This is a genomic window from Bradyrhizobium sp. LM2.9 (assembly GCF_054056555.1).
Map to the genome: position 1 here is coordinate 148,089 of NZ_JBSRYJ010000001.1, position 24,553 is coordinate 172,641.

Consider the following 24,553-nt stretch of genomic DNA (forward strand, 5'->3'; position numbering starts at 1 on the left):
TACGGCCGCAGAGCGGTATCGCACAGGACACACAATTGCGCGGACTCCCGGTAAATGACCGCCGTGGTACGCGCCTGTACCGGCGCTACGTCAGTCAACTACCAACTTATAGCCTCCATTCCGTACCACGAGCTTCAATTTGGCGCATCGCGGCGCGCCACTCTAGCACTCCGAATTCAGGCTTTGCCCGCCGCTTCTTCGCTCGCCTTGCGTATTCCGCAACCACCTCCGGCTCGATGGGTGTGGGATCCTCACGAAGGCTGCGTGCAATTATCTCTATCTCACAGGCACGGTTCAGCATATACATGCGATGGAGCGCACCGGGAATGGTGGCTCCGACCGTGAGCAAACCGTGGTTGCGTAGCACGATCGAATCACCTTGCTGGCAGCTCAGGCCTAGTGCCACACCTTCCGCCTCTTCGCTCGGCTGACCGTACTCATGATACGCGAGCTCGTCATAAACCTCGAGCACGTCCTGAGATATGGGACGCAGACCCTTCTTCAGGACCGCGATACCGGTGCCTGGTCGCGTGTGGGTGTGCATCACGCAATTCACGTCAGACCTAGCCTTGTATATCGCGCCGTGGATGGTGAAACCTGCCGAGCTGATGGTCGTTGGTCCGGAGCGAATGCTACCGTGAACGTCCACTTTCACTAGGCTTGAAGCCGTAATTTCGCTAAACAACCTGCCGTAATTGTTGATCAGAAAGCACTCAGGCTCCCCGGGAACGCGCGCGGACAGGTGAGTGTTAATCGAGTCCGTCCAGCCATAAAGGTCGCAGATCCGGTACAGCGCCGCTAGGTCGCAGCGGACCTGCCATTCGGCACCCGATCTATTTGAGGGATCATGCTGGACGACTGTATTCATCACGCGGGCTCCTCTTGCGTCAGTCACTTTGGCGATAGCAATGGGTGTTCTGAAGATCTCCCGACAGAAACGATTCGTGCGACATCCGCTCGCGCTTAGGCCGCCACTTCCCTATGATACCTCGTGGAGATCCATCACAATTGCGCGCCGCGTTGCTCGTTATAAGCTCGGGACTGAGGACCTCCTAAGCTTCGATTCACTTTCCTGTCCGGATCAGGCGCGTGGATGCGTAGCTAGTGAGATTATCAAATACGAAGCGCCGGGAGGCACCCAATAAGAGGGCCTTGGAGACAGGCCAACTTGATCTGGCGCATATCACTGCCCGGAACAAAGAGCTCGTTTTTCGACGCGATCATTTCTGACATTCACTTGGACCCTTCAACTTCCGACCAGGGCACGCTTCAGCTTCAATTAGCAGAATTCGAAAGCGCCTTTTATGCAAAAGCGGACGCGTGAACGCTTGAATTGACCATTTACTCTCTTCGAAACATCTATCGTTTCGACCTGAAGCTGATCGCGTTTGCGAGCATTAATTTTGAATGGTCCCCCCCCCCGTGCTTTGATCTTGAAGATCTAGTACCCCGCAATCTGTGCCAATCGGTTCGCATGGTAGTCAGCGTCGCCAAACAACTCGGCGAGCACTCGCTGTCGTTTCATATAGAATCCGACCTCATACTCGTCAGTCATGCCGATGCCACCGTGCATCTGAATGCCCTCCTGAACAGCTAGGGCGCTAGCCATAACGGCGATCGCCTTGGCTACCATCACAGCCTGCTCGGCGCCAAGCTTTTCGCCATCAAGCAGCTGCTGCGCCTTGAGCACTGCGGCGCGCGCGACCTCCATCTCCGCGTAAAGATGAGCGGCGCGGTGTTGCAGCGCTTGGAATGACCCAATCAGACGCCCAAACTGCTTTCTTTGTTTGAGGTAGTCGGCGGTCATGTCCATCGCGCGGGAGCCAAGGCCTACCATTTCAGCCGCGGCCCCGGCGCGCAATGCGCTGAGCGTTTGCGTCAGAACCCTAAACCCGTTGTCAACTTCACCGATGACTGCATCTGCTATGACCCTCAGGCCATCGAACTTCACTCGGGCGCTGAAGCTAGAGTCGATGAGCCGGTCGACCTCTGCCGAGAGATTTGCTGCGTCGCATTCGATGAGAAAGAGCGTGACACCCAGCTCCTCGTCGCAAGCTCCGGCGGTCCTGGCCGCCACGATCAAGAAGTCAGCCACGTGCCCGTATGCCACAAAACGTTTTTCGCCCGTCAGCCGAAAGCCGCTGCCGACGCGCTCGGCCCTTAATCCGATCCGTTCCGGCCGATGACGCACCGACTCATCGACCGCGAGCGTGCCCACAGCGTTGCCGGCACAGATCCGAGGCAGCCACGTTTGACGTTGATCTACCGAGCCGTTCTTCAAGGCCGTGACCGCCCCGATGGCCGTCAAGAGAAACGGCGAGGGTGTAAGATTGCGGCCAATCTCCTCTAGCACGATTCCAGCCTCGACGTGGCCGAGGCCAGAGCCCCCGTCGGTCTCGTCCAACAGGACACCATTCAGCCCAAGCTCGGCGAAGCGCTTCCAGAGACCGGGCGAAAAGCCAATCTTGTCATCTGCATCCCGCAGCGCGCGCATATGGCGGACCGGCGCTTGTTCTGCAAGAAACGATCGAACGGTGTGGGCAAGCATCGTTTGATCTTCGGTGTGGAAGAGGGGCACGATGTCAACCTCCGGGGAGCTGAAGAATGCGCTTAGCGATGATGTTGAGCTGCACCTCTGACGTGCCGCCTTCGATGGAGTTGGCTTTGGTGCGGAGCCAAGCACGGGCTTCAGCGCCATGTTGTGAGCGCTCGCTGTCCCATTCCAGCGCATCCGATCCACCAGCGGCCATGATCAACTCATAGCGGAGCTTGTTCAACTCTGTTCCGAAGTACTTGATCATCGATGCCTGCGCCGGATGGCCACGCCCATGCTTTAGCTCGTCGGTAAACCGCTCGGAGGCCGCTTTAAACGCCTGAGCGCGGACCTCGAAGAGAGCAATGCGGCTCCTCAGGATCGGATCGTCCAGTCGGCCCTCCGCTTCGTTTCCGATAATCAGTTTGGCTCTTTCGCCGAGTGACGCCCCCGGACTTTCTAAGCCAGTCCCGGAAATATTTTCTCGTTCGTGAGCCAGCAAATATTTGGCTATCTCCCAGCCGTTGTTCAATTGACCAACCAAGCTGGCTTTCGGCACCTTTACGTCGTCGAAAAAGGTCTCGCAGAACGGCGAGTACCCCGAAATCAGCTTAATGGGCTTGACGGAGACCCCAGGCGTTTCCATGTCGAAAAGCAAGAACGAGATGCCGTTGTGCTTGCTCGAGGTATCAGTTCGCACGAGACAAAAGATCCAGTCGGCCTTGTGGGCGTTGCTGGTCCAAATCTTCTGACCATTTACGAGGAAGTAGTCGCCCTTATCCTCTGCCCGGGTCGCCAAGGAGGCGAGGTCCGACCCGGCGCCCGGCTCGGAATAGCCCTGGCACCAATTGATTTTGCCGCACGCCATCTTTGGCAGGTGTTGCCGCTTCTCTGTTCCTCGGTCCCGTACTTCAGCAACGTTGGGCCAAGTGTTTCGAGACTGAATGGATCCAATGGACTGCGGCAGCCGAGGCGGTCCATCTCCTCGCGGAGGACCTTCGTCTCGTCGTGCGAAAGCCCTGCGCCGCCGTATTTCCTCGGCCAGCTTGGCGCAGTCCAGCCCTTTTCGGCCATCCGCTCCAACCAGATCTTTTGCGCCGGGTTCTTGAACACGGCGCGACGGCCGCCCAAGACGTTGTCGTCCGCGGAGCGAACAGGCTCGCGCATTTCCGAGGGGCAGTTGGCCACAAGCCATGCGCGCGCCTCTTCTCGGACCGTCTCAAGTTTGGTCACCGTCGTACATCTCCCACCATTAATTGCGGCCGTGCAACAATACGAATTCCTTTAGTCCACTCTTCGACGACGGCTACAGCCGCCCTTTCATCGCATTCGTCGGTGTAGAGAAAGCGCTGTAGTTCAAAGCACGCAACGAGCGTACTGGCTACAGCCACTTGTTGCTCCGGCGCTGCCGACACCAGAAGCCCTTCTTCAACACCGACGCCGCTTCCTTGGGCATCGAATATTTTCGCATTCACGTAACCATCGCCGGATTGCGCCAACCACCACAGGAGCATCCTAGTGCGCCAATGGCGACAAAAGTCGCTAAGAAGAGGCCGTCGAAGCGGAATTTCCCCGAAAACCGTGCAACTCGCGCCGTTTAGCGCAACGACCTGTTTGCACCCTCTGCCACGGCGAGGAGGTAAATTGAGTTGGACGCTCTCAATGTGCGGTGCCGCATGCCAAGCCTGCCCAACCGCACGCTGCGTCTTGATGACGCTACCGCACAGCTCGCCGGCGAGCTCCGAATCGGTTGGCGATCGACCATTTCAGCCCGTCCTCCCAATCGCTGGTGTGCGCTTACGCCTAGGAACCCTGAACCGCCTGGGTTTGCCGGAGGCTCTAACTCCTGAGAGGATGGAGCCATGACGAACAAGACGACGAGCAAGTTTTCAGCCGAGGTCCGGGCCCGAGCGGTTCGGATGGTTCTGGATTACGCCAGCGAGCACCCTTCGCGCTGGGCGGCGGTGACATCGATTGCGGCCAAGATCGGCTGTACGCCGCAGACGCTGCATGACTGGGTCAAGAAGGCGGAGATCGACAGGGGCAGCGGGCCGGCGTTCCGACCGACACGGCCGAGAAGCTGAAGGCCCTGGAACGGGAGAACCGCGAGCTTCGACAGGCCAACGAGATCCTGCGCAAGGCGAGCGCTTATTTTGCGATGGCGGAGCTCGACCGCCGGTCCAAGCCATGATCGCCTTTATTGACGATCATCGTGGGGCGCATGGGGTCGAGCCGATCTGCAAGGTGTTGCCGATCGCCCCCTCGACCTACCACGCCCATGTCGCCAAGCGGCGCGATCCGGCCACGCTGTCGGCCCGCGCCAGGCAGGATGCCGCGCTGAAGATCGAGGTTCGGCGCGTGTTCGATGAGAACTTCCGGGTCTATGGCGTGCGCAAGGTCTGGCGGCAGCTCAAGCGAGAAGGCTTCGATGTTGCCCGTTGCACGGTGTCGCGACTGATGCGGGACATGGGTTTGCAAGGGGTTATCCGCGGCAAACCGGTCAAGACCACGATCAGCGACAAGGCCGCGCTATGCCCGCTGGATCACGTCACGCCAGTTCAAGGCGCCAAGGCCGAACGTTCTTTGGCTCTCCGACTTCACCTATGTCGCGACCTGGAGCGGCTTTGTCTATGTCGCCTTCGTCATCGACGCCTATGCTCGCAGGATCGTGGGCTGGCGGGCCTCGCGCACGGCGCATGCGGGCTTCGTGCTCGATGCGCTGGAGCAGGCACTGCATGATCGACGGCCGGTCCATCGCGGCGGGCTCGTGCATCATAGCGACAGGGGCAGCCCAATACGTCTCTATCAAATACACCGAGCGCCTGGCCGAAGCCGGCGTGGAGCCCTCTGTCGGGAGCGTCGGAGATTCCTATGACAATGCTCTCGCCGAAACCATCAACGGTCTCTACAAGGCTGAGGTGATCCATCGGCGCGGGCCATGGCGCAGCTTTGAGGCCGTCGAGTTCGCGACCCTGGAATGGGTGGATTGGTTCAACAATCGGCGGCTCCTCAAGCTCATCGTCAACATCGCGCCTGCCGAAGCCGAGCAACGCTACTGTGGAACAACCCGCCATGGCGGCATTACTTAAACCAAACGTCCCCCGGCAAACCCGGAGCGGTTCAGTCAAGCTCATGGGTCTCGACTTGCAGGGCTTGCAAGCCCTTAATCCAGGTGCGATCTTTTGCCAACTTGATTGCTTCGGCGGAATCCGTCGCGGACCACGCAGTGATTATCTTGGTTATGAAAACAACGTCCAGGCGGCGACTGGCATCATGGTAAGGTATGGTGGTTCCGCCCAAACGCCTGAGGAACACGTGCCGATCGGGACGCTCGACGTGATGGCCGGGTTCAGCGCCGCTTTCGGGATTGCTGCCGCGCTCTACCAAAAGGCGAAGACGGGGCAGGCGAGCCGGGCAAGGACGTCGCTGTCGGCACTTTCAGGTCTGGTGCAGATGCCCTTCTATTACGAATCTGAAGGGCGCGGACCCTCCGACGAGCCGACCGGGGCAGATCCGAAGGGGTCTGATGCTCTGACCCACCTCTACGAGACGGCTTCAGGCCGCACGATTCTACTCAGCGCGTTAGAAGACGATCTGCCTCGCCTAGCCCAGATTGAGGGGCTTGAAGGCTTTGCCGATGTACCGAATGTGGGCCGGATTTCTTTCCTTGCCGGCGCGATCGCGAAGGCTTCCGCTGAGCAATGGGTATCGAGATTTATAGAAGCCGATATCGGTGTCGCAATCTGCGAAACTATCGCGTCCGTCCAATCCGCAAATTCGACGTCTGTCAATGCCGCTCCTGGGCCCCGACAGGGTAGCTACTCGTTCTCCACACGTCCTTACCATCCCAGCGGACATGCCGTCAGGCAGGTCAATCCCTGTGCCGTCCGCTTGGCTGTCGCAAAGGTTTATGCGTTGGATGCTGCGGAAAAATACGGCTCCTCGACACGGCGGGTACTGAGCTGGCTGGAATACACCGAAGCCGAAATCGACGACTTACTCGCCGCAGGCGCCATAAGCGAAAGGTGGAGTAGCGAGTATTTACCTAGTTGAGAGTACAAAAATCCGATCGAATGACTTCAATTTTCCTTCACTGGGCCTCTGGCAGTCATGCGATCAAATGCGCACGGATGCGAGCTCGACTATTGCTTGATCTTTTTGAGAACCGCTCGAGCACGTTGCGGGCTGGGTACAGGTAGGGATGAGGCAGCTAAGTCCCTGCGATTGCGCTTCGGCGGGATGTTTGCCCCCGCGCCTCGTTTGACGAGCTATCCCCATCCAGTCTGCGTCGTATCGACGATCCGCGAGTAATATCGCTTCTTCAAGTGTCATTCGGCCTGCAATATGACCCCTAAGCCGGGGATCGGCGTCCAAAATTGGCTCTGACTCACTTTTGATGAAGTTCAAGCGCCGGCTCGCGTTGGTTTCACAAAGGAATCAACATGATGCAGCGTGCCCTGCGACCGTCGGTCCTGATCCCTCCTGGGTTTGACGTGGAGCGCGCCGTCTGTGATGGCGCCACGACCGTGATCACCGTCCGTCCCACGAGCGACAAGAGTCTCTGTCCCGGATGCGGAGCCAGTTCTGGGCGGATTCATAGCCGATATCAGCGATGCCTCACCGATCTGCCGCTGGCGGGGCGGCCGGTTCGCCTGATGGTCGTGGCGCGCCGCTTCCGCTGCGTCACTGTTATGTGCGGGCGACGTATTTTCACCGAGCGCTTCGATGACGGGGCTCTAGCGCCGTGGGCGCGGCGAACGGCGCGGCTCGATCTGCTGGTCCATCACCTTGGGCTCGCCCTAGGTGGCCGCCCGGCCGCGAGTTTCGCTCGCCGACTTATGCTGCCCGTGAGCAACGATACATTGCTTCGGGTGGTGCGAAGGCGCGGTTGCCAGCCCTTTGCTGCGCCGAGCGTGATCGGTATCGATGACTGGGCATGGCGGCGCAATCAGCGGTACGGAACAATCATCTGCGACCTCGAGCGGCGACGACCGATCGCCCTGTTACCCGACAGAGAGCCAGCTACTGCACAGGCCTGGCTCTCGGGGCAGCCGCAAATTGCTGTCGTCGCGCGCGATCGCGGCGGTGGTTACGCCCTTGCTGTAGCCAAGGCGCTTCCGCAGGCCACCCAGGTCGCTGACCGCTGGCATTTGATGGAGAATGCCAGCCACGCATTTCTCGATGCGGTCCGCAAATCAATGCGCCAGGTTCGTGTGGCGGTCGGCTCCGCCACAATAAATCCTGCCTTGCTGACGGCCGCGGAGCGGATCCAGTACGAGGGCTATCTACGGCGTGAGGATACCAACGCGGCAATCCTCAGACAGGCGGAGACGGGCGTCTCCATAAAGGAGATCGTACGACTTATGGGACATAGCCGAGGCCTCGTCCGCAAGGTGCTCCGAGGTCAGCGAACGGATGTATTCAGAGTGCGTGAGAGTTCTCTCGAACATCATCTGTCTTGGCTTGATGCCCAGTGGACGAGTGGTCATCACAACAGTGCCGACTTGTGGCGTCGCCTCAGGAGGCTGGGTTTTAGGGGCTCCGAGCGGGTTGTTAGAGAGTGGGCGACACGCCATCGGCGCGCCGAAACGCCCGATGCTCAAAGTGTACAGCGCGTGCCGTCCGCCAGAACCATTGCCCGCCTGATGACTAATGGCCGCGATGCGCTATCAAAGTCTGAGACCGTTACCATCGCGGCGATCGAGCAAGGCGTTCCTCCCCTGGTGGAAGCTCGCGAAATCATCGCAGCTTTCCACACGATGATCCGCAAGAAGGCTCACGTAGATCTTGACCCTTGGCTGGAACGAGCATGCGCAAGTCTCGTCGGGTCCTTCGCCAACGGTGTCACCAGAGACAAGGCCGCCATCAACGCTGCGATTAAAACATCTTGGTCCAACGGGCAGACCGAGGGCCAGATTACCAAGCTCAAGCTCGTCAAGCGTCAGATGTACGGGCGCGCCAAGCTCGATCTTCTGCAGGCCCGCTTGATCGGTGCTACATGATCCCGATGCACCAAAATTGCGTCAGAGCCAAAGTTGCAAGCCGATTGACACTTCAAGTAATGTGCCGAGAAGGACCGAAGGTGCGGTAGGGCCAGGGCAGGAGCAGGCCTATGTCACGGTTCGGATGACCACTAACGATCCTGGTCATGACGTCGCTGAGATCGGCCGTCGTTGAGCTTGCAGGTCTCGAAGGGTCGCGCGACGGCCGCCCATTGTTGGGCACCGTCTCCGATCCGGCAAACAGCGCGATCTTGCGACTGAGGTTGATACCGATTGCCGCCGTGCGGGTCTCGCGTGAACGCTTCCCGTACCAGCACGCCAGCGAGTTCATGCCGCGACGCATATCTGTGTGGCCGGTCGCAATCCAGACCCGTACGCCTGACGAAATAGGAATCACCGTATGCGTCCATCTGCCAGCGCCGCCACCGCGGCCTTCAGCGTGGCCGCGTCGACTGTACCCGTGATCCGCATCCGAGCCCCGGCAGCAAACTCGATCTCGATCGTCCCGCCGCTGCTGGCCGGCGCGACTGGACAGGGCGCCGGACCTGATTCCGCGACCACCATTGCCGGTACGAAGCCAGGTTGATGGGCGGCATCCTTCGGCTCAGGCCGAAACGACCGTCGCCACCGCAGTAGCAATGAGCGCGAAACGCCATACCTCCGCGCTGTTGCCGCGACTTGGCGCGGCGCTTGTAAGCTCTCCAGGACGATCTTGAGCTTCTCGTCCTCGGACCAGCGCCGCCGCCGGCCCGTGTCCACCACCTCAAGCCGTTCGACTTGGGCACTGCGCCTATCACTGTCCATAAGGACAGTTCTCAACAACACGCCTCATTCGGCAAGGCGTAAGCGCAGCGCCGCGGCGCTTTAGATTGTCTGTGCGCGATCTTGGGAGCACCGCTAGAAGAATCATCTTCTGCAAGGGTGCTCACAATGGACGACCATTCGGACGACATAAGACGACCATTGACACAGCGTATCGAAGTGTACGCCGGCGCAGGCCGCAAGCAGTGGCCGGATGATTTGAAGGCCCGGATTGTCGCGGAAAGCCTTGAGCCGGGCGCGGTTGTAACAGATATCGCACGCCGGCATGGCTGCCGGCCACAGCAGGTGCATGACTGGCGGCGCCGCGCGTCTAGGTCAACTGGTGCTGCCAGCTGCGGCGGGTGCACTGTCGTTCGTGCCGTTGGTGTCTGAATCGTCACCATCGGCGGCTGCCGCGCCCTCCGGATCGCCGGAAGCTGCCGCTGTTACGGTTGAGTTCCTGGGGGCCCGGGTTGAGGTGCGCGGAACACCTGGACTTGCCGTGCTGAGTGATGTGTTTGTTGCGTTGCGCCGGACACGTTCATGCTGACGGCTCCCGCTGGCCTCATGATTTACGTTGCGACCCGACCTGTAGACTTCAGGAAGGGCGCGGATGGCCTGGCGCTGTTGGCGAAGGAGACGCTCGGCCACGATCCGATGAAGGGCGTGGCGGTGGTGTTCCGTGCGAAGCGCGCTGATCGGGTGAAGATCGTTGTCTGGGATGGTAGTGGCCTTGTGCTGTATTGGAAGCGGCTTGAGGGCAGCACCTTCAAGTGGCCGCCGGTCGTTGACGGCGTCATGCGAGTGAACGCCGCGCAGTTGTCGGCGCTTCTGGCCGGCATGGATCGGACACGCATGCATGCGCCTCGGATCCCGCAGCCGAAAGCGCTTGCGTAGAAAATAAAATCTTCGCTGCATCGGGGCGCGAAGCATGGCAGACTCGGGCCAATGAGTGATTTGCCTGATGAGCTGCCGAGCGATCCAACCGAGCTGCGTGTCTTTGCCGCGGCTCTGCTGGATCGTTGCGCCAGGCTCGAGCGGTTGCTCAAGCTTGCGAAAGATGCGCAGTTCGGTCGATCCTCGGAAAAGCTGGACGCTGATCAGCTACAGCTTGTTCTGGAGGACATCGAAGAGGCCGTCGCGGCTCTCGAAGCAGCTGAGGATCGCGCCAATCCCAGAGCCCGCGAGAAGAGAACTACCAAGCGCAGAGCCAACCGTGGTCAGCTTCCGGAGCATTTGCCGCGCATCGTCGAAACCCTGATGCCGGCTGCAACCTGCTGCCCGTGCTGCAAAGGCGATCTCGTTGAGATTGGTCACGATGAGAGCCAGAGGCTCGACGTCGTTCCGGTGCAATACAGGGTGATCGTCACCCGCCGGCCCAAGCTGGCCTGCCGCGCCTGTCATGGCGTCGTCCTCCAGCACGCTGCGCCCGAGCGATTGATCAAGTGGGGACTGCCCACCGAGCGTCTCGTCGCGCATGTAATTGACGCCAAGTATCATTGGCATTTGCCGCTCTATCGTCAGGCGCAGATGCTGGCGACCCACGGCATCGCCATCGACCGTTCCACGCTCGCCTTCTGGGTCGGCTACGCCGCCCAGGAATTGAAGCCCTTGTGGCATCGTCTGCGCCAGCTTCTGCTCGCCTCTTCGAAGCTCTGTGTCGATGAGACCCCGGCGCCGGTGCTGGATCCGGGGCGCGGCAGGACCAAAACCGGCTACTTCTGGGCGCTGTCACGCGATGACAGGCCCTGGGCCGGACCTGACCCACCTGGCGTGGTTTACGCCTATGCACCGGGCCGTGGAGCCGTTCATGGCTTGCGGCTGCTCGAGGGCTATCGCGGCATTATCCACTGCGACGGCTATCAGGCTTACAAGACCATGACCCGAGAGGCGCGTGCGGGCGCACTGTCCGGTACGCTCGCCTTCTGCTGGTCGCATCTGCGGCGCCAGTTTGTGAAGATCGAGCGGGAAGCTGCTCCGGCGCCAGCTCCGGTTGCCCGCGAGGCTCTTGAGCGCATCGCCCAGCTTTTCGCGGTCGAGAAAGCGCTCCGCGGCCGATCTGCTGCCGAGCGCAGCGCCGGCAGGCAGGCGCATGCCCGGCCTCTGGTCGCAGCTTTGAAGCAGTGGTTTGAGGCCAAGCTTGATCACCTTGCGCAGAAGAGCGACACGGCGAAGGCCTTGCGTTACGCGTTGCGTCATTGGGACGGCCTGACGCTCTACCTTGATGACGGGCGCATCGAGATGGACACGAATGCTGTCGAGCGTGCGATGCGGCCGATCAAGCTCAACGCCAAGAACTCCCTTTTTGCCGGTTGCGACGAGGGCGCCGAGAATTGGGCAGTACTAGCCTCGTTAATCGAGACCTGTAAGCTCAATGGCGTCAGTGCCGAGCATTGGTTCGCTGACGTTCTCGCGAAGCTCATCAATGGTTGGCCTGCGGCGCGACTGGACGAACTGCTTCCCTGGGCATCGACCTACACGATGGATGCTCACGATCCGAGACTGGCGGCATGAGCCTGAACACGACCGCGGTCCGGATCAAGGTGACCCTCAAGGACGTGAAACCGGAGGTGATGCGATGCCTTGTCGTGCCGCTCACGCTGCGCCTTGATCGGCTGCATCTGACGCTTCAGGCGGCGTTTGGCTGGACCAATAGCCATCTCTTTGAGTTCCTGGCTGGCGAAGGACGTTGGGGTATCCCCGATCCCCATGGGGATTTTGGTCCCCAGCCCATCGATGCCCGCAAGGCGCGGCTCTCCGATATCGTTCACGAGACGGGCGCCAAGACGATCCATTATCTCTACGACTTCGGCGACAGCTGGGACCATGTGATCAAGCTCGAAAAATGGTTTGACAACACGACGACAGATGGACTTCCCCTCTTGCTCGAGGCCGCCGGTCGTTGTCCTCCGGAGGACGTCGGCGGTGCGCCCGGCTATGCCGAATACCTAGATGCCGTCCGCGATCCCACCCATCCGGAGCACGAACACATGCGCCTTTGGGGGCCCAAACAGTTCGATCCCGACGTCGTCGACCGGAAGGCGCTCGAGGCCGCCGTTAACGCATTGTCCGGAATTTGGAAGCCACGACGGCACAAGCTGCCATCAAAATAGACGCAAGCGTCAATCGAAAGGGCCACAGAGCTACGCTTACGGCAAGGCGGCCTTCACCGGCTTTCATTACCCACAAATTCTCCTCCGACCAAGGCGCCTATCGCGATGTCGGTGAGGCGCGACAGCCCGCGCCACATAACCGTATTGCCGGGAGGCGGCTCGCTGGCGCGGGCGAGATAACCGCCGAGTCGGGCGATCTTGATGAGATAGTGCGAAAGCGTCTTCTGTCTCGCTTTAGGTTTGTCGTTGACGGGGAGATCGAGCACGCCGATTTCGGTCGCGGTCAACGCGAGGGTTGGCGGCGCGTCTGGAGCGGAACGGTTGAGCATCGTCATCCAGAAGACCCGCCAACTCAGGATGCAAAAGAACGAGTTCAGATGGTCAGACGCTGGGCGGTCCTAAGCTTCGACTCCTCAGCTTTGCAGCCTGATTTGAGGATCTTGTGGAACACCTCGATCTTCCATCTCAAAGCATACCATTCGAGCTTCTCAATGGCGTCGGTGCGGGAGCTAACAGGCAGATCAGCTTCCACTCGATTTTCTTTCTGTTCTTCACCCTCAAGCTCAGCGCGGGATAGCGCTTCTGCTTTCCGATCGGCGGCAAGACGCGTATCTTGCGATATCTGATCTCCAGGACGGCTTCATCCGAATCGCCGTTGCTGTTTCTGACGTCTATGCAATGCCGTCCTTTGACGGCGACCTCGTCCATTTCGTCGGCGATCGTGTGATCTCCATCCCCAGCCAAACGGCTAACGCAAGTCCTAATCACGAAATGCGTTCCAGCTTCTCGAGCCGCGCAGAACAGCTCATAGATGTCGCTCTCGCGATCACCGACATGAACGCATCGTCCCGGATCGCCAAGCAACTCCGTGGATTGCCGGACATTGTCCAGCCATGCAGTGCTCAGGTGAACGGTTGCAGGTTATTGAGACTGGCCGGCGTCGTCGGTGAACCAACAGTGGAAACAAAGATTGGCATACAGCCAAATACCTTGTTGGCTGACGAATGAGAAAACATCTCTGCCGTGTTCGCTAGCTAGCGGGCATTGATACCTCCAGCACAGCGGCGGCGTACCTTGCAGAATTTCGCCACCCATCGGCAAACATCCGCAGAATTTGTGCGGTGGCCAGAGCTATGCTGCTCGCTTCCAATTGAGATCTCGTTAGCCCCAGCAATTGTTGGGCCGGCACAACGATTCTCTGGAGACGCGGCTCGATCAGTCTGCGCTCGTTTGACACAAATAGGATGACTTGGCTGGAAGCGAATTGAGGACTCGATGGGGCAGTTAATTATCAGAGAGCGATGGTGAACATGGAAAAAGGTGTCCAAACCGAACTTCACGGCAAGATCGCGGTCATCAGGATCAACAATCCACCGGTAAATGCCCTCTCAGCCCATGTGCGCGATGGACTGCTCGAGAATTTCCAGCGTGTTCTCGCGTCGGATGCCGAGGCTGTGGTCCTGATCTGCGAGGGGCGCACCTTTATTGCCGGGGCCGATATCACCGAATTCGGCAGTCAGATAAAGGGCGCGAGCCTTTTTCAGGTGCAGGCGGCGCTGGAAAATTCGACGAAGCCGGTTGTTGCGGCGATCCACGGCACCGCTTTGGGCGGGGGGCTAGAGGTCGCGCTGTGCACTCACTACCGTGTGGCGGTGGCCTCAGCCAAGGTGGGGCTGCCGGAGGTGGCGTTGGGTCTCATTCCAGGCGCAGGAGGCACTCAGCGGCTGCCGCGTATCGTGGGCGTCGAGAAGGCGCTGGACATAGTAACCTCTGGCCGCCATGTCACCGCCATCGAAGCACTGGCCATGGGATTGGTCGACGAGATTGTCGAAGAAGGCAAATTGAAGCAGGGCGCCATCGCGTTCGCGCTCAAGGTGCTGGCCGAAGGCGGGCGGCTGGTAAGGATCCGCGATAAAACTGCCAAGCTCGAGACGGCCAAAGGTCATCCCGAAATCTTTGATAATTTCAGGAAAGCCAACGCGCGGAAATTCCGGGGGGTGATGGCGCCCGAATACAACATACGCAGCATTCAAGCTGCAGTGAATTCAAGCTCATTTGATGAGGGCCTGCGGGTCGAGCAGCAACTCTTCGCAGAGCTGCTGTCCGGTCCCCAATCGCGAGCTCAGCGTTACTACTTCTTTGCCGAGCGTCAGGCGCGGAAAATTCCGGATGTTCCGGACGGCACGTCGACACGGCCAATCAATAAGGTCGGCATCCTGGGCGGAGGCACTATGGGTGGCGGTATCGCCATGAATTTCGCCAACGCTGGCGTGCCGGTGACAATAGTTGAGGTCAAGCAAGAGGCGCTCGACAGGGGCTTGGGCGTGATCAGATCGAACTACGAGCGTACAGCCGCTCGCGGCGGATTAACGCCCGCACAGGTGAGACAGCGCATGGACCTGCTGAGCGGTTCCCTCGCGATGGAAGATTTCGCTGATTGCGACCTGATCATCGAGGCGGTGTTCGAGCGTATGGACATTAAAAAGCAGGTGTTCGCGAAGCTGGACAGCATCTGCAAGCCGGGCGCGATCCTGGCCACGAACACTTCGGAGTTGAACGTTGACGAGATCGCCGCGGTGACGACCCGGCCCGAGGACGTGATCGGGCTGCACTTCTTTTCACCGGCCAACGTGATGAAGCTGCTCGAGGTGATCCGCGGTGATAAGACCGCCAAGGATGTTATCGCGACCTCGATGGACTTGGCCAAGAAGATCGGGAAAATCGCGGTGCTCGCCGGCGTCTGCCACGGGTTCATTGGCAACCGCATATTGACGCCACGCGAGCGAGAGGCCAGGAAATTGGTTCTGGAGGGAGCGAGCCCCTGGGACGTGGATCGCGTGCTCTACGAGTTCGGCTTTCCGATGGGCTCCTTCCGCATGGCCGATCTGGCTGGATTAGACCTCGGGTGGGTGAGGGAGGAATCAACAGGCTCCACCTTGCGTGAGGTGCTATGCGAGATGGGCCGTTTCGGCCAGAAGTCTGGCGCCGGCTACTATGACTACGACGATAACCGCAACGCCAACCCCTCGCCGGTCACAGAAAGGATCATTCGCGACTTCATCGCCAAATCTGGCAAGATCCCGCGCACGATCTCTGATGGAGAGATCATCGAGCGCTGTCTTTATCCGATGATTAATGAAGGCGCGAAAATCCTGGAAGAAGGCAAGGCGCTTCGTGCTTCCGACATAGATGTAGTCTGGGTCAACGGCTACGGGTGGCCAGTCTACCGCGGCGGCCCAATGTACTATGCCGACCAGATCGGTCTGGATAAACTCCTCGGAAAGATGAAGGAACTGCAGCTCCGTCTAGGCGACGACTTCAAGCCGGCGCACTTGCTGGAGAAGCTGGTTGCTGACGGCAAGACCTTCGCCAGCTTTGATCAACGCTAGACTCCTTTCTTCCTGACAGGAGCTGGTCGGGCAGATCCAACCGAAAGAACAACTCTTCCCATGCGTGAAGCCATCATTGTCGCCGCGAAACGGACCCCTCTTGGCAAAGCCTACCGGGGCGCGTTCAACAACACCTACGGCGCAACTCTAGCCGCAGAGTCGATACGCGCAGCTGTAGTCCAGGTTGGTATTGACCCCGGCGAGATCGACGATGTCGTCATGGGCACGGCGCTGCCGCAAGGCACTACCGGCTATAACATCGCTCGTCAGGCCGCACTCCGTGCTGGTCTGCCGGACACGGTTTCCGGCATGACTGTTGACCGGCAATGCAGCTCGGGGCTTATGGCTGTAGCGACGGCGGCCAAGTACATCGTAAACGACGGCGCCTCGATCGCAATCGGAGGGGGCGTAGAGTCGATTAGCCTGGTGCAAAACGATAAGTCGAACCGCTTTATGACTGTTGACCCCTGGCTAGAGGAGCGCATCCCTGAAATTTGGATGTCCATGATCGAAACCGCCGAACTTGTTGCCGAGCGCTATGGCGTCAGCCGTGAGGCTCAGGACGAGTACGCTTACCACTCACAGCAGCGTACCGCAAAGGCCCAAGCAGAAGGACGCTTCGCTCACGAGATCGTCTCGGTCACTACCACCATGAAAGTGGTAGTCGACAAAGACTCTGGCCAGACGGCGGATAAGAAAATTACTATCTCCGCCGATGAGGGCAATCGTCCGCAAACCACGCTCGATGACCTTAAGAGGCTTAAGCCCGTTTTCAAAGGCGGTCGCCACCTGAAGGAAGGCAAATTTGTCACAGCGGGCAATGCCAGCCAGCTCTCTGACGGCTCGGCCGCCGTCCTGATGATGGAACGCAAGGAGGCCGAGAAACGTGGTCTGCAGGCGCTAGGCGCCTATCGCGGTATGGCCGTGGCGGGTTGTCGTCCTGAGGAAATGGGCATTGGTCCGGTCTTTGCCATCCCGAAGCTCTTAAATCGTAACGGTCTCAAAATCGAGGACATCGACATCTGGGAGTTGAACGAGGCTTTCGCGTCTCAGGTGCTCTATTGCAGGGACAGGCTCGGCATCCCGTACGAGAAACTGAACGTCTCGGGTGGTTCGATCGCCATCGGTCACCCCTACGGCATGACGGGCGCACGATGCGTTGCGCACGCCCTGTACGAAGGAAAGCGCCGTGGCGCGAAACTTGCTGTAGTCACGATGTGCGTTGGCGGCGGCATGGGCGCGGCCGGTCTTTTTGAGATATTCTGAAACCATCGATGCGATCACCAACTTGATCTCCGGCAAAATCCAGCCCCGGAGCCCCAGCCGTCGCTCGTCCCAGAGGGGCTCCTATGGCAACGCCGGTCCCACGGAAGGCTCAACCGAAGCGCTCCCATTATCTGTGTCGGTTCGACATTCTTCCATTAGGCATCACAGGTGTGGGTCGGTGATCCTGCAATTTGATTGCCACCGAGACGGCTTGACCAAGCTGATCGCAGCTTCGCGTCCGAGGCGGGTAGTGAGCGACGCTTAAGCGAGCGGCTCGCAAGCTGGGGGATGGACCAAGCGCTGGCTGCGCCAGTCCGGCAGGCTGCCCGAGGCTGCGAGCCAACCGCATTCACATCGTGGATCCGCCACGAGAGCAGATATTTTGGCCGATCGATGCGTCACGGCCGTCGAATACGCTGCCTTTCCGCGCGAACAAAAACCATACTTCTGAAGGCTTGAGTGTGGTCATAAGCAGATGAATCCACGTCCAAACTGGGACGGAAGAAGCGCGGCGATGAGGGAAGATGGCTGAAGACATGATTCCATTGGGCGAGAAATTGTCTCGCTCCGCCCAAATGATGTTCGATAAAACAGCAGTCAGTTGCGGCGAGACCACAATTACTTGGGGTCAGCTTGAGGCGCGCGCGAGGCGGATCGCGCGTGCCTTGGAAGGGCTGGGTGTCAAGTTCGGCGATTTAGTTACGATCGGACTACCGAACAGCGTCGACTTCATCGAGGCTTGCTGGGGGGTCTGGAAATTGGGCGCGACACCGCAGCCCGTTTCCTTTCGACTGCCGCGGGCCGAGTTACAGGCCATAGTCGAGCTCGCGGATCCGTCCGTGGTCATCGCCTTGCCCGGCATGGAAACCGACCGGCCTCGCGTCACCGTGCCGGACCTGCTTAAGCTCTCGGAGGATGACAGTCCGTTAAAGTCGGCCGCCGCTCCTGTCTCGGTGGCTATAACGTCGGGAGGGTCTACCGGGCGGCCTAAGCTGATTCTCTCCGGAAAACCTGGTCTGACGGCCGCCGAGCCCAGTCGATCGGGTCTCTCTCGGTTTGGTCTGGGCGATACGGCTTTAATCCCTGGGCCGCTTTATCATAGCGGCCCCTTCACGTTCGCCAAGGACGCCTTGGCCTGCAACGCGCAGATCGTGCTGATGCCGCGCTTCGATGCGGAGGGCGTGCTGGCGGAGATAGAGCGGCGAAGGGCGACATGGGTCTATTTGGTGCCCACCATGATGAGCCGCATCTGGCGGCTGCCGGATGAGGTGCGGGCCCGCTACGATCTATCGTCGCTGAAAACGCTCTGGCACTTCGCGGCCCCTTGTCCGCCTTGGTTGAAGGAGGCCTTCATCAACTGGCTTGGGCCTGAGGTCATATTGGAACTCTATGCCGCGAGCGAGAACCAGGCGGGCACGATCGTTACTGGCAGCGAATGGCTAGAGCATCGGGGTTCCGTTGGCCGCGTGGCCTGGGGTGAAATCAAGGTCGTTGACGCTGAGGGAAACACTCTGCCGCCCGGCGAGACAGGCGAGATATACTTGCGCGAAATCGATGGGGCAGCGCGCGCCTACGCCTACCGCGGCGCCACTGCGCGTGCGCTTCCCGGCGGTTGGGAGAGCGTCGGCGACATCGGTCACTTCGACGAAGACGGCTATCTCTATCTCGCCGACCGGCGCACCGACATGATTCTCGTGGGCGGGTCAAACGTCTATCCAGCTGAAATCGAAGCTGCAATAGAGGAGCATCCCTTGGCGATCTCGTGCGCCGTGGTGGGTCTGCCGGAAGAAGATATGGGCTCGTCCGTCCACGCTATCGTCCAGGCTCGCGCCGGCCTCTCCGCCGAGATGCTACTGGCGCATTTAGCTGAGCGGCTGGTACCCTACAAACTCCCGCGCTCCGTAGAATTTGTTGACGAACCGCTGCGCGATGAGGCAGGAAAGGTGCGCCGGACCCAGCTTCGCAAGGAGCGGATCTCCCGAGCGAAGGCGGCCGAGACCAAAACGCGAAACAATTCGATCGTCTGAGTAACGGCTGTGGCAGCCCCTACCTTCCACGTGAATAAGAGTTTAGATCGAGCAATGCGCGGCTAGGGAAGGGCGCCTTGCCGGGGGCCGGTCACCCCGTGGCGATCACATCAACAACGCGCTCTGTGACAACAAGTCGTGTGCTGACGATGGCTGCCGCAAGATTCGAGTGCGAAGCTGAAATTGCTGGCCTTGTCCTGGGTGGGATTGAGTCATTTGTGTTCAAAGGACGCGAGTGAGTTCGTCCTCGCGCCGCGAAGTCAGGGGGCAGATCCGACACGACTAACCCGGATCTCGCCCGAATGAACTAGGGTCTGTTGGGATTCAGGATTCTCATGCGGGCCTGGTTGTGATTCAAGCTTGGGATGGACCGATTCGTTTTGACCGACGCCCAGTAGGCGAAGATGGAGCCGCTTTGTCTTGGAAAGCCGGGCGATCCCGGCCGCCGCGGCAAGGACAACCGACTATTTGTCGAAGCCGTGCTGTGGATCGCCCGAACCGGCAGTCCCTGGCGGGATCTGCCAGTCTCGTTCGGCCACTGGAACAGCGTCTTCACGCGCTTCCGCGACTGGGTAAGGGCGGATATCTGGAAGCGGCTGTTCGAGGCTGTCTCCGACGATCCCGACATGGAATACGCCATGGTCGACGCCACCATCGTCAAGGTCCACCGCCACGGACAGGGCGCAAAAGGGGGACGCAAAGCCAGGCGATCGGCCGTTCGAAGGGCGGCATGACCACCAAAATCCTGGCGCTCACTGATGCGCTTGGCAATCTCGTGCGCTTCGTGCTGCTGCCCGGACAGCGCTTCGACACGGTGGGTGTGCCGCCGCTCATCGAGGGATTGATCTTCGACGCGTTGATTGCGGACAAAGCGTTCGACAGTAACGCCATCATTGCCGAACTCGACACGCGCGGCGCCAAGGCTGTCATCTCCCAGCATCCGCGTCGGGCAAAGCCTCTCGCCATCGACAAGGAGATGTACAAATGGCGGCATCTCGTCGAAAACTTCTTCGGCAAGCTCAAGGAATTCAAGCGCATCGCAATGCGCGCCGACAAGACCGATCAGAGCTTCGCCTCAATGATCCATCTGGCCGCAGCCGTGATAAACTCCCGATGAATCCCAACAGACCCTAGGTGACGATCTCCACTATCGCGCTTACCAGGCGGCGCTCGCCACGAGGCCGTGTACGGAACCTTCTCTTCTATGCTTGCAATCGCGTCACGATTTCGGCGACCTCCGTTCACCCTCTACTCAGCAACGGCTCCGCGCCGGAGTGCGAGGAACAACTCAGCGGCGCTTGCCGCGGCGGTACAACGCAACTGATCTTCCACCGAAAAAATGGACAGGGTTAAGCTGCTTTTAGCTCCATCTCGATCGGGCTGATATAGCCGATCGCGGAGTGACGGCGCGTTCGATTGTAGAAGCCTTCGATGTAAGCAAAGACATCACGAGTAGCCTCTGTTCTTGTTGCATAGTGCCGGTGATGGATGAATGGATGAGCTCGGTTTTCAGCGTGTGGAAGAAGCTCTCCATCGGAGCATTATCATAGCAGTCAGCCTTGCGGTGCGTGTTCCAGCCGATCGTGATCACGGATTCCAGGCCATCGTGATCACCCATTCCAGAGCATCGTGATCACGGTTTCCAGCGGATCGTGATCGCTATTTCCAGCGATCGCGATCGGGGCAGGAGGCGCGCGCCGCTGACAGTCTGCAACCCGGGTAGCTTGGTCTTTTGCCTAACCGCAGAGGATCGAGATGCCGACCGAGAGACTGTCCATGCGCCACATCCGTGAAGTTCTACGCCTGCACTACAGCGTCGGCGTGTCGCAACGCGCCGTTGCCCGCAGCCTGGGCTTGGCCCAGGGCACGGTCAGCAAGTACCTCAACCGAGCCCGCCGCGCCGGTCTGACCTGGCCGCTGCCGCCGGAGCTGGACGACGACGTCCAGCTCGACAACCGCCTGTTTCCGCCGCCTTCTGATCGGCCCAGCGACGAGCGTCCGCATCCAGACTGGGCGCTCGTGCATCGCGAGCTGCGGCGCCCGAACGTCACGCTGATGCTGTTGTGGGAGGAGTATTGCGACGCAAACTCCGACAGCTTCAGCTATGCGTGGTTCTGCGAACGCTACAAGGAGTGGACCGGCCGCCTCAAGCCGACCCTGCGCCAGGTCCATGTCGCCGGCGAGAAGCTGTTCGTCGACTATTCCGGCCATACCATGGAGGTGGTTGACGGGCTCAGCGGCGAGGTGCGCAGCATGCAGATCTTCGTCGCCGTGCTCGGCGCCTCGAACTACACCTATGCCGAAGCCAGCTTCAGCCAGAGCTTGCCGGACTGGATCGCCTCGCACGCTCGGGCCTTTGCCTATTTCGGCGGCGTGGCGCGGCAGACGGTGAGCGACAATCTCAAGGCCGGCATCACCCGGGCTTGCTTTCACGAACCGATGGTCAACCGGACGTATGCAGATCTCGCCCGCCATTACCGCACCGCCATCGTCCCGGCGCGACCGTATCGTCCACGCGACAAAGCCAAGGTCGAAGTCGGGGTCCAAATCGTCGGACGATGGATTCTCGCGCGTCTGCGCAACCGCCGATTCTTCTCCCTCGCCGCCCTCAACGAGGCGATCCACGCACTCCTGGTCGAGCTGAACGACCGACCTCTCCGGAGTTGGGGACGAAGTCGGCGCGACCTGTTCGAAGAGCTCGATCGTCCGGCGCTCACTCCCTTGCCGGATGAACCGTACCAGTATGCCGAGTGGAAGCGCTGCCGGGTCAACCTCGATTATCACATCGAGATCGCCAAGCATTATTACAGCGTCCCTCACAACCTCGTGCGTCAAGAGGTCGAGACCCGCGTCACTCAAAAGACCGTCGAGATTTTCCTGCGCGGCAAGCGGGTGGCGTCGCATCTACGCAGCACCTTGCAGCATCGCCCGACGACGATTGCCGAGCATATGCCGAGCTCGCATCGTCGTTATCGCGACTGGACCCATGAGCGTATTCGTTCCGAAGCCGCCAAGGTAGGCCCCGACGTCGACACCCTGGTCGACGTCATCCTGCGGTCGCGACCGCACCCGGAACAGGGCTTCCGCTCCGCCATCGGCATTCTCGGGCTGGTCAAGCGCTATGGCCAGGAGCGCGTCGACGCCGCCTGCGCCCGTGCCCTGCTGCTCAACGCCCGTTCGTACAAATCGGTCGCCGCCATCCTCAAGAACGGCACCGACAGGACCGCTCCGCCCGCCGACGAGACACCCATCCTCTTCCACGCCAACATCCGCGGCCGCAGTTACTACACAATTGATCAGGAGATCAGCATGCTCATTCACCCGACCGTCGATCGCTTGCGCGCCCTCGGCCTCACCGCCATGGCCGATGGCCTCACTGAACTGCAGAATAATCCCGAGGCTGCCGGAATGCCGCATGCCGATTGGCTCGGCCTCCTCGTCGATCGCGAGGCCACCGCCCGCGACAACCGTCGCATCACGCGTCGCTTGACCAGCGCCAAGCTCCGTCAAGCCGCCGCCATCGAGAACGTCGACTATCGCACCGCTCGCGGCCTTGACCGTTCGCTCTTCCAGAACCTCGGCACCTGCCAATGGATCCGCGATGCCAACCACCTGGTCATCGTCGGCCCAACCGGCACCGGCAAGTCCTGGCTTGCCTGTGCACTCGGCAACAAGGCCTGCCGCGATGGCTTTTCCGTCCTCTACAAGCGGGCACCCCGCCTGTTCGCAGATCTCGCGCAGGCGCGCGGCGAAGGCCGTCTGGCGCGCCTGATCGCAGCCCTCGAGCGCGTCAATCTCCTCATTCTTGATGACTGGGGACCCGAACCGCTCACCGCCGAGCAGCGCCGTGATCTGCTCGAGATCGTCGACGATCGCTACGACAAGGGATCGCTGTTGATCACGAGTCAGGTGCCCGTGTCGCAATGGCACGATGTCATTGCCGATCCCACCCTCGGCGATGCGATTTTGGATCGCATCATTCACAATGCCCACCGCATCGAACTCAAGGGCGACAGTCTGCGGCGCCAAGCCGGCGAAAAGAAAAAGCCGTGAGCACCTCGCGCACGATCGTCCCGCCGGCCCACAGGTCCCTCCCGCGCGCGTCGCTGCGTCGCTCGTGGGGGCACTCCGCGCCGCGCACGGGGCCCTCCCATGGACCGCCGGAACGATCTTCGAACCAGCCCGCCAGCCTTGACGAGGAGGCCGTTTGCAGCACACATAAACTCGTCAGTCGTGTTCGTCTCCAGTGATCGCCATCATCTGGAATCCGTGATCACCATCGTCTGGAACGCCTGATCACCATCCCTGGAATGCGCACCTTGCGGCTCATCGAGGCCCGGAAGCCGGCGGACTGCATAAGCTTGCGGTAATCCGCAGAGGCATGAACGCCGCGATCGGAGTGGTGGATGAGGCCAGCACCAGGCTGCTGCGTCGAAATGGCCATCCGCAAGGCTGTTAGCGGCAGGTCGGCTCGCAAATGATCCGCCATCGCCCAGCCGACGATCTTGCGGCTGTACAAATCCATGACGGTGGCCAGATAGAGCCAGCCTTGATCGGTCTCGATGTAGGTGATGTCGGCGAGCCAGATCCGGTTCGGCGCGGCGGCGCTGAAGTTCCGCTCGATCAGGTTCGGCGCGATCGGGAAGTCGTGACGGCTATCGGTGGTACGCACCCTCCGTGGCCGCGCCATGATGGCCCTGATACCTTGACGGCGCATCAATCGCTCGATGCGACCGCGGCTCGCCCCGCGGCCTTGAGCCCTCAGCTCGGCATGAATGCGCGGGCTGCATAGCGTCCCCCTGTGTCGCAGTGAACCCGTTTGATGTCGTCGACGAGCGCACGATTGGCGACGGATCGCCGGCTCTCCGGGCGCGCGCGCCAGGCATAGTAGCCGGCCGGCGAAACACCGAGCACGTCGCACAGGATCGTCACTGGATAGTCGGCGCGGCGATCTTCAATGAAGCGGAATCTCATTTCGGAGCTCCAGCAAAGATCGCGATCGACTTTTTAAAAATGTCACGCTCCATGCGCAATCGCTCGTTCTCTCGCTGCAAACGAGCGATCTCCGCCGCGTGGTCCGCCGACGGCAGCGTCGCCTGCGTTGTGGGGCGCCACGACGCCGCCGTCGGCTCCAGCCGGGCCCCACGTTGCTCCACCCAACGCCGCAACACCGAATCGCGCAGGCCAAGCTCCTTGGCCACCGATCCGACCGCGCGGCCACTCGATGCGACCAGATCAACTGCTTGCCTCTTGTAGTCGTCCGTAAACGAGCGACGTTGACGTCCTTCCATCCGACACCTCCTGGCTCATCGAGCCTACTACAGGTGTCCATCAATTCGGAGGAGGTTCACAACCGCACACGAGCAGGCCGCCGTAGGAGCCGAGCCTTTCCATCATTTAGGGTGTTTCGATCTTCTGGCAC

Annotated in this window: 21 protein-coding genes, 5 pseudogenes and 1 other annotated feature; of the genes and pseudogenes, 14 read left to right on the forward strand and 12 right to left on the reverse strand. The window is 60.3% G+C overall.

The genetic code is table 11. The features are described 5' to 3' along the window. Positions 1–106: 106 nt before the first annotated feature. From ACVWW3_RS00625 to ACVWW3_RS00640, 4 genes and pseudogenes are all read right to left on the reverse strand, one after another. Entirely contained in the window at positions 107–868 is a 762-nt protein-coding gene (locus ACVWW3_RS00625) for a class II aldolase/adducin family protein (protein ID WP_456647435.1), read from the reverse strand. A gap of 573 nt (positions 869–1,441) precedes the next feature. After that, positions 1,442–2,578 carry an acyl-CoA dehydrogenase family protein gene (locus ACVWW3_RS00630; RefSeq protein ID WP_456647436.1) on the reverse strand — a complete coding sequence of 379 codons (1,137 nt, stop codon included), beginning with the start codon at positions 2,576–2,578 and terminating at the stop codon, positions 1,442–1,444. Positions 2,579–2,582: 4 nt separating this feature from the next. Continuing rightward, positions 2,583–3,766: pseudogene (locus ACVWW3_RS00635) on the reverse strand (acyl-CoA dehydrogenase family protein). Next, positions 3,763–4,047 carry a hypothetical protein gene (locus ACVWW3_RS00640; protein ID WP_456647438.1) on the reverse strand — a complete coding sequence of 95 codons (285 nt, stop codon included), beginning with the start codon at positions 4,045–4,047 and terminating at the stop codon, positions 3,763–3,765. Before ACVWW3_RS00640 ends, ACVWW3_RS00635 begins: the two are co-directional and overlap by 4 nt. Positions 4,048–4,395: 348 nt before the next feature. Between ACVWW3_RS00640 and ACVWW3_RS00645 the strand changes: the two are divergent. The 3 genes and pseudogenes from ACVWW3_RS00645 to ACVWW3_RS00655 all read left to right on the forward strand — a co-directional run. Further along, positions 4,396–5,589, forward strand: a pseudogene (locus tag ACVWW3_RS00645) (IS3 family transposase); the annotation flags it as partial. After that, positions 4,679–4,795 (forward strand) — a sequence feature (AL1L pseudoknot). Its footprint overlaps the pseudogene before it by 117 nt. 16 nt (positions 5,590–5,605) lie before the next feature. Continuing rightward, positions 5,606–6,586: a CoA transferase gene (locus ACVWW3_RS00650; protein ID WP_456647439.1), complete on the forward strand. Its 981-nt coding sequence runs from the start codon at positions 5,606–5,608 to the stop codon at positions 6,584–6,586. Between the two features lie 392 nt (positions 6,587–6,978). After that, on the forward strand, positions 6,979–8,535 hold the full coding sequence (locus ACVWW3_RS00655; protein WP_456647552.1) for an ISL3 family transposase: 1,557 nt from the start codon (positions 6,979–6,981) through the stop codon (positions 8,533–8,535). A gap of 52 nt (positions 8,536–8,587) precedes the next feature. Here ACVWW3_RS00655 and ACVWW3_RS00660 read toward each other — a convergent pair. Next, a pseudogene (locus tag ACVWW3_RS00660) lies at positions 8,588–8,797 on the reverse strand (transposase domain-containing protein); the annotation flags it as partial. A gap of 131 nt (positions 8,798–8,928) precedes the next feature. Then, the gene (gene tnpA, locus ACVWW3_RS00665; RefSeq protein ID WP_407062495.1) at positions 8,929–9,339 is read right to left on the reverse strand and encodes an IS66-like element accessory protein TnpA; all 411 of its coding nucleotides are present in this window, start codon (positions 9,337–9,339) and stop codon (positions 8,929–8,931) included. 126 nt (positions 9,340–9,465) lie between these two features. On the opposite strand from tnpA, the gene ACVWW3_RS00670 reads away from it, so the two are divergent. From ACVWW3_RS00670 to ACVWW3_RS00685, 4 genes are all read left to right on the forward strand, one after another. Continuing rightward, entirely contained in the window at positions 9,466–9,729 is a 264-nt protein-coding gene (locus tag ACVWW3_RS00670) for a transposase (RefSeq protein WP_456647440.1), read from the forward strand. 174 nt (positions 9,730–9,903) lie between these two features. Next, on the forward strand, positions 9,904–10,233 hold the full coding sequence (tnpB, locus tag ACVWW3_RS00675; RefSeq protein ID WP_456647553.1) for an IS66 family insertion sequence element accessory protein TnpB: 330 nt from the start codon (positions 9,904–9,906) through the stop codon (positions 10,231–10,233). 51 nt (positions 10,234–10,284) lie between these two features. Further along, positions 10,285–11,850 (forward strand): IS66 family transposase, encoded by a 1,566-nt coding sequence (tnpC, locus tag ACVWW3_RS00680; RefSeq protein WP_456647441.1) that lies wholly within the window; start codon positions 10,285–10,287, stop codon positions 11,848–11,850. Next, complete coding sequence (locus ACVWW3_RS00685) at positions 11,847–12,449, forward strand: plasmid pRiA4b ORF-3 family protein (RefSeq protein WP_456647442.1); 603 nt, start codon at positions 11,847–11,849, stop codon at positions 12,447–12,449. The genes tnpC and ACVWW3_RS00685 overlap by 4 nt, the downstream gene beginning before the upstream one ends. A 53-nt stretch (positions 12,450–12,502) precedes the next feature. Here ACVWW3_RS00685 and ACVWW3_RS00690 read toward each other — a convergent pair whose 3' ends face one another. After that, positions 12,503–12,784, reverse strand: coding sequence for a hypothetical protein (locus ACVWW3_RS00690; protein WP_456647443.1), 282 nt, complete (start codon positions 12,782–12,784; stop codon positions 12,503–12,505). 38 nt (positions 12,785–12,822) lie between these two features. Then, on the reverse strand, positions 12,823–12,981 hold the full coding sequence (locus tag ACVWW3_RS00695; RefSeq protein WP_456647444.1) for a hypothetical protein: 159 nt from the start codon (positions 12,979–12,981) through the stop codon (positions 12,823–12,825). Positions 12,982–13,127: 146 nt separating this feature from the next. Here ACVWW3_RS00695 and ACVWW3_RS00700 point away from each other — a divergent pair, with 146 nt between their 5' ends. The 5 genes from ACVWW3_RS00700 to ACVWW3_RS00720 all read left to right on the forward strand — a co-directional run bounded on the left by ACVWW3_RS00700 (position 13,128) and on the right by ACVWW3_RS00720 (position 20,248). Then, complete coding sequence (locus ACVWW3_RS00700; RefSeq protein WP_456647445.1) at positions 13,128–13,457, forward strand: hypothetical protein; 330 nt, start codon at positions 13,128–13,130, stop codon at positions 13,455–13,457. Positions 13,458–13,759: 302 nt separating this feature from the next. Next, positions 13,760–15,838 (forward strand): 3-hydroxyacyl-CoA dehydrogenase NAD-binding domain-containing protein, encoded by a 2,079-nt coding sequence (locus ACVWW3_RS00705; RefSeq protein WP_456647446.1) that lies wholly within the window; start codon positions 13,760–13,762, stop codon positions 15,836–15,838. 60 nt (positions 15,839–15,898) lie between these two features. Beyond that, positions 15,899–17,104, forward strand: coding sequence for an acetyl-CoA C-acyltransferase (locus ACVWW3_RS00710; protein WP_456647447.1), 1,206 nt, complete (start codon positions 15,899–15,901; stop codon positions 17,102–17,104). A gap of 524 nt (positions 17,105–17,628) precedes the next feature. Further along, positions 17,629–19,131: an AMP-binding protein gene (locus ACVWW3_RS00715; protein WP_456647448.1), complete on the forward strand. Its 1,503-nt coding sequence runs from the start codon at positions 17,629–17,631 to the stop codon at positions 19,129–19,131. A 404-nt stretch (positions 19,132–19,535) separates the two neighbouring features. Then, positions 19,536–20,248, forward strand: a protein-coding gene (locus tag ACVWW3_RS00720; RefSeq protein WP_456647449.1) for an IS5 family transposase whose coding sequence is annotated in 2 segments (ribosomal slippage) — positions 19,536–19,827 and positions 19,827–20,248 — 714 coding nt in all. Because the reading frame shifts where the segments join, the coding sequence is not laid out codon by codon here. Positions 20,249–20,480: 232 nt separating this feature from the next. On the opposite strand, the pseudogene ACVWW3_RS00725 reads toward ACVWW3_RS00720, so the two are convergent. Further along, positions 20,481–20,695 (reverse strand): annotated as a pseudogene (locus tag ACVWW3_RS00725) (IS3 family transposase); the annotation flags it as partial. A gap of 191 nt (positions 20,696–20,886) precedes the next feature. Here ACVWW3_RS00725 and istA point away from each other — a divergent pair. Together istA and istB are read left to right on the forward strand one after the other, a co-directional pair. Beyond that, positions 20,887–22,419: pseudogene (gene istA, locus ACVWW3_RS00730) on the forward strand (IS21 family transposase); the annotation flags it as partial. Positions 22,420–22,440: 21 nt separating this feature from the next. Further along, entirely contained in the window at positions 22,441–23,184 is a 744-nt protein-coding gene (istB, locus tag ACVWW3_RS00735) for an IS21-like element helper ATPase IstB (RefSeq protein WP_456647451.1), read from the forward strand. Positions 23,185–23,404: 220 nt separating this feature from the next. On the opposite strand, the gene ACVWW3_RS00740 is transcribed toward istB, so the two are convergent. The 3 genes from ACVWW3_RS00740 to ACVWW3_RS00750 are packed head-to-tail and all read right to left on the reverse strand — an operon-like array spanning position 23,405 to position 24,422. Continuing rightward, a complete protein-coding gene (locus tag ACVWW3_RS00740; protein ID WP_456647554.1) occupies positions 23,405–23,986 on the reverse strand; it encodes an IS3 family transposase in 582 nt (193 codons plus the stop codon). Continuing rightward, positions 23,893–24,105 (reverse strand): hypothetical protein, encoded by a 213-nt coding sequence (locus ACVWW3_RS00745; protein ID WP_456647452.1) that lies wholly within the window; start codon positions 24,103–24,105, stop codon positions 23,893–23,895. Before ACVWW3_RS00745 ends, ACVWW3_RS00740 begins: the two co-directional genes overlap by 94 nt. Beyond that, a complete protein-coding gene (locus ACVWW3_RS00750) occupies positions 24,102–24,422 on the reverse strand; it encodes a transposase (RefSeq protein ID WP_456671802.1) in 321 nt (106 codons plus the stop codon). Before ACVWW3_RS00750 ends, ACVWW3_RS00745 begins: the two co-directional genes overlap by 4 nt. Positions 24,423–24,553: the final 131 nt, after the last annotated feature.

Bases quoted from the DNA above. Each gene is read 5' to 3' on its own strand.
- ACVWW3_RS00685 (WP_456647442.1), top strand. From the start codon at position 11,847: ATGAGCCTGAACACGACCGCGGTCCGGATCAAGGTGACCCTCAAGGAC.
- ACVWW3_RS00710 (WP_456647447.1), top strand. From the start codon at position 15,899: ATGCGTGAAGCCATCATTGTCGCCGCGAAACGGACCCCTCTTGGCAAA.
- tnpC (WP_456647441.1), top strand. From the start codon at position 10,285: ATGAGTGATTTGCCTGATGAGCTGCCGAGCGATCCAACCGAGCTGCGT.
- ACVWW3_RS00750 (WP_456671802.1), bottom strand. From the start codon at position 24,422: ATGGAAGGACGTCAACGTCGCTCGTTTACGGACGACTACAAGAGGCAA.
- tnpA (WP_407062495.1), bottom strand. From the start codon at position 9,339: ATGGACAGTGATAGGCGCAGTGCCCAAGTCGAACGGCTTGAGGTGGTG.
- ACVWW3_RS00700 (WP_456647445.1), top strand. From the start codon at position 13,128: ATGCCGTCCTTTGACGGCGACCTCGTCCATTTCGTCGGCGATCGTGTG.
- ACVWW3_RS00650 (WP_456647439.1), top strand. From the start codon at position 5,606: ATGGCGGCATTACTTAAACCAAACGTCCCCCGGCAAACCCGGAGCGGT.
- ACVWW3_RS00670 (WP_456647440.1), top strand. From the start codon at position 9,466: ATGGACGACCATTCGGACGACATAAGACGACCATTGACACAGCGTATC.
- ACVWW3_RS00690 (WP_456647443.1), bottom strand. From the start codon at position 12,784: ATGACGATGCTCAACCGTTCCGCTCCAGACGCGCCGCCAACCCTCGCG.
- istB (WP_456647451.1), top strand. From the start codon at position 22,441: ATGCTCATTCACCCGACCGTCGATCGCTTGCGCGCCCTCGGCCTCACC.
- ACVWW3_RS00705 (WP_456647446.1), top strand. From the start codon at position 13,760: ATGGAAAAAGGTGTCCAAACCGAACTTCACGGCAAGATCGCGGTCATC.
- tnpB (WP_456647553.1), top strand. From the start codon at position 9,904: ATGATTTACGTTGCGACCCGACCTGTAGACTTCAGGAAGGGCGCGGAT.
- ACVWW3_RS00655 (WP_456647552.1), top strand. From the start codon at position 6,979: ATGCAGCGTGCCCTGCGACCGTCGGTCCTGATCCCTCCTGGGTTTGAC.
- ACVWW3_RS00625 (WP_456647435.1), bottom strand. From the start codon at position 868: ATGAATACAGTCGTCCAGCATGATCCCTCAAATAGATCGGGTGCCGAA.
- ACVWW3_RS00745 (WP_456647452.1), bottom strand. From the start codon at position 24,105: ATGAGATTCCGCTTCATTGAAGATCGCCGCGCCGACTATCCAGTGACG.
- ACVWW3_RS00640 (WP_456647438.1), bottom strand. From the start codon at position 4,047: ATGCTCCTGTGGTGGTTGGCGCAATCCGGCGATGGTTACGTGAATGCG.
- ACVWW3_RS00715 (WP_456647448.1), top strand. From the start codon at position 17,629: ATGGCTGAAGACATGATTCCATTGGGCGAGAAATTGTCTCGCTCCGCC.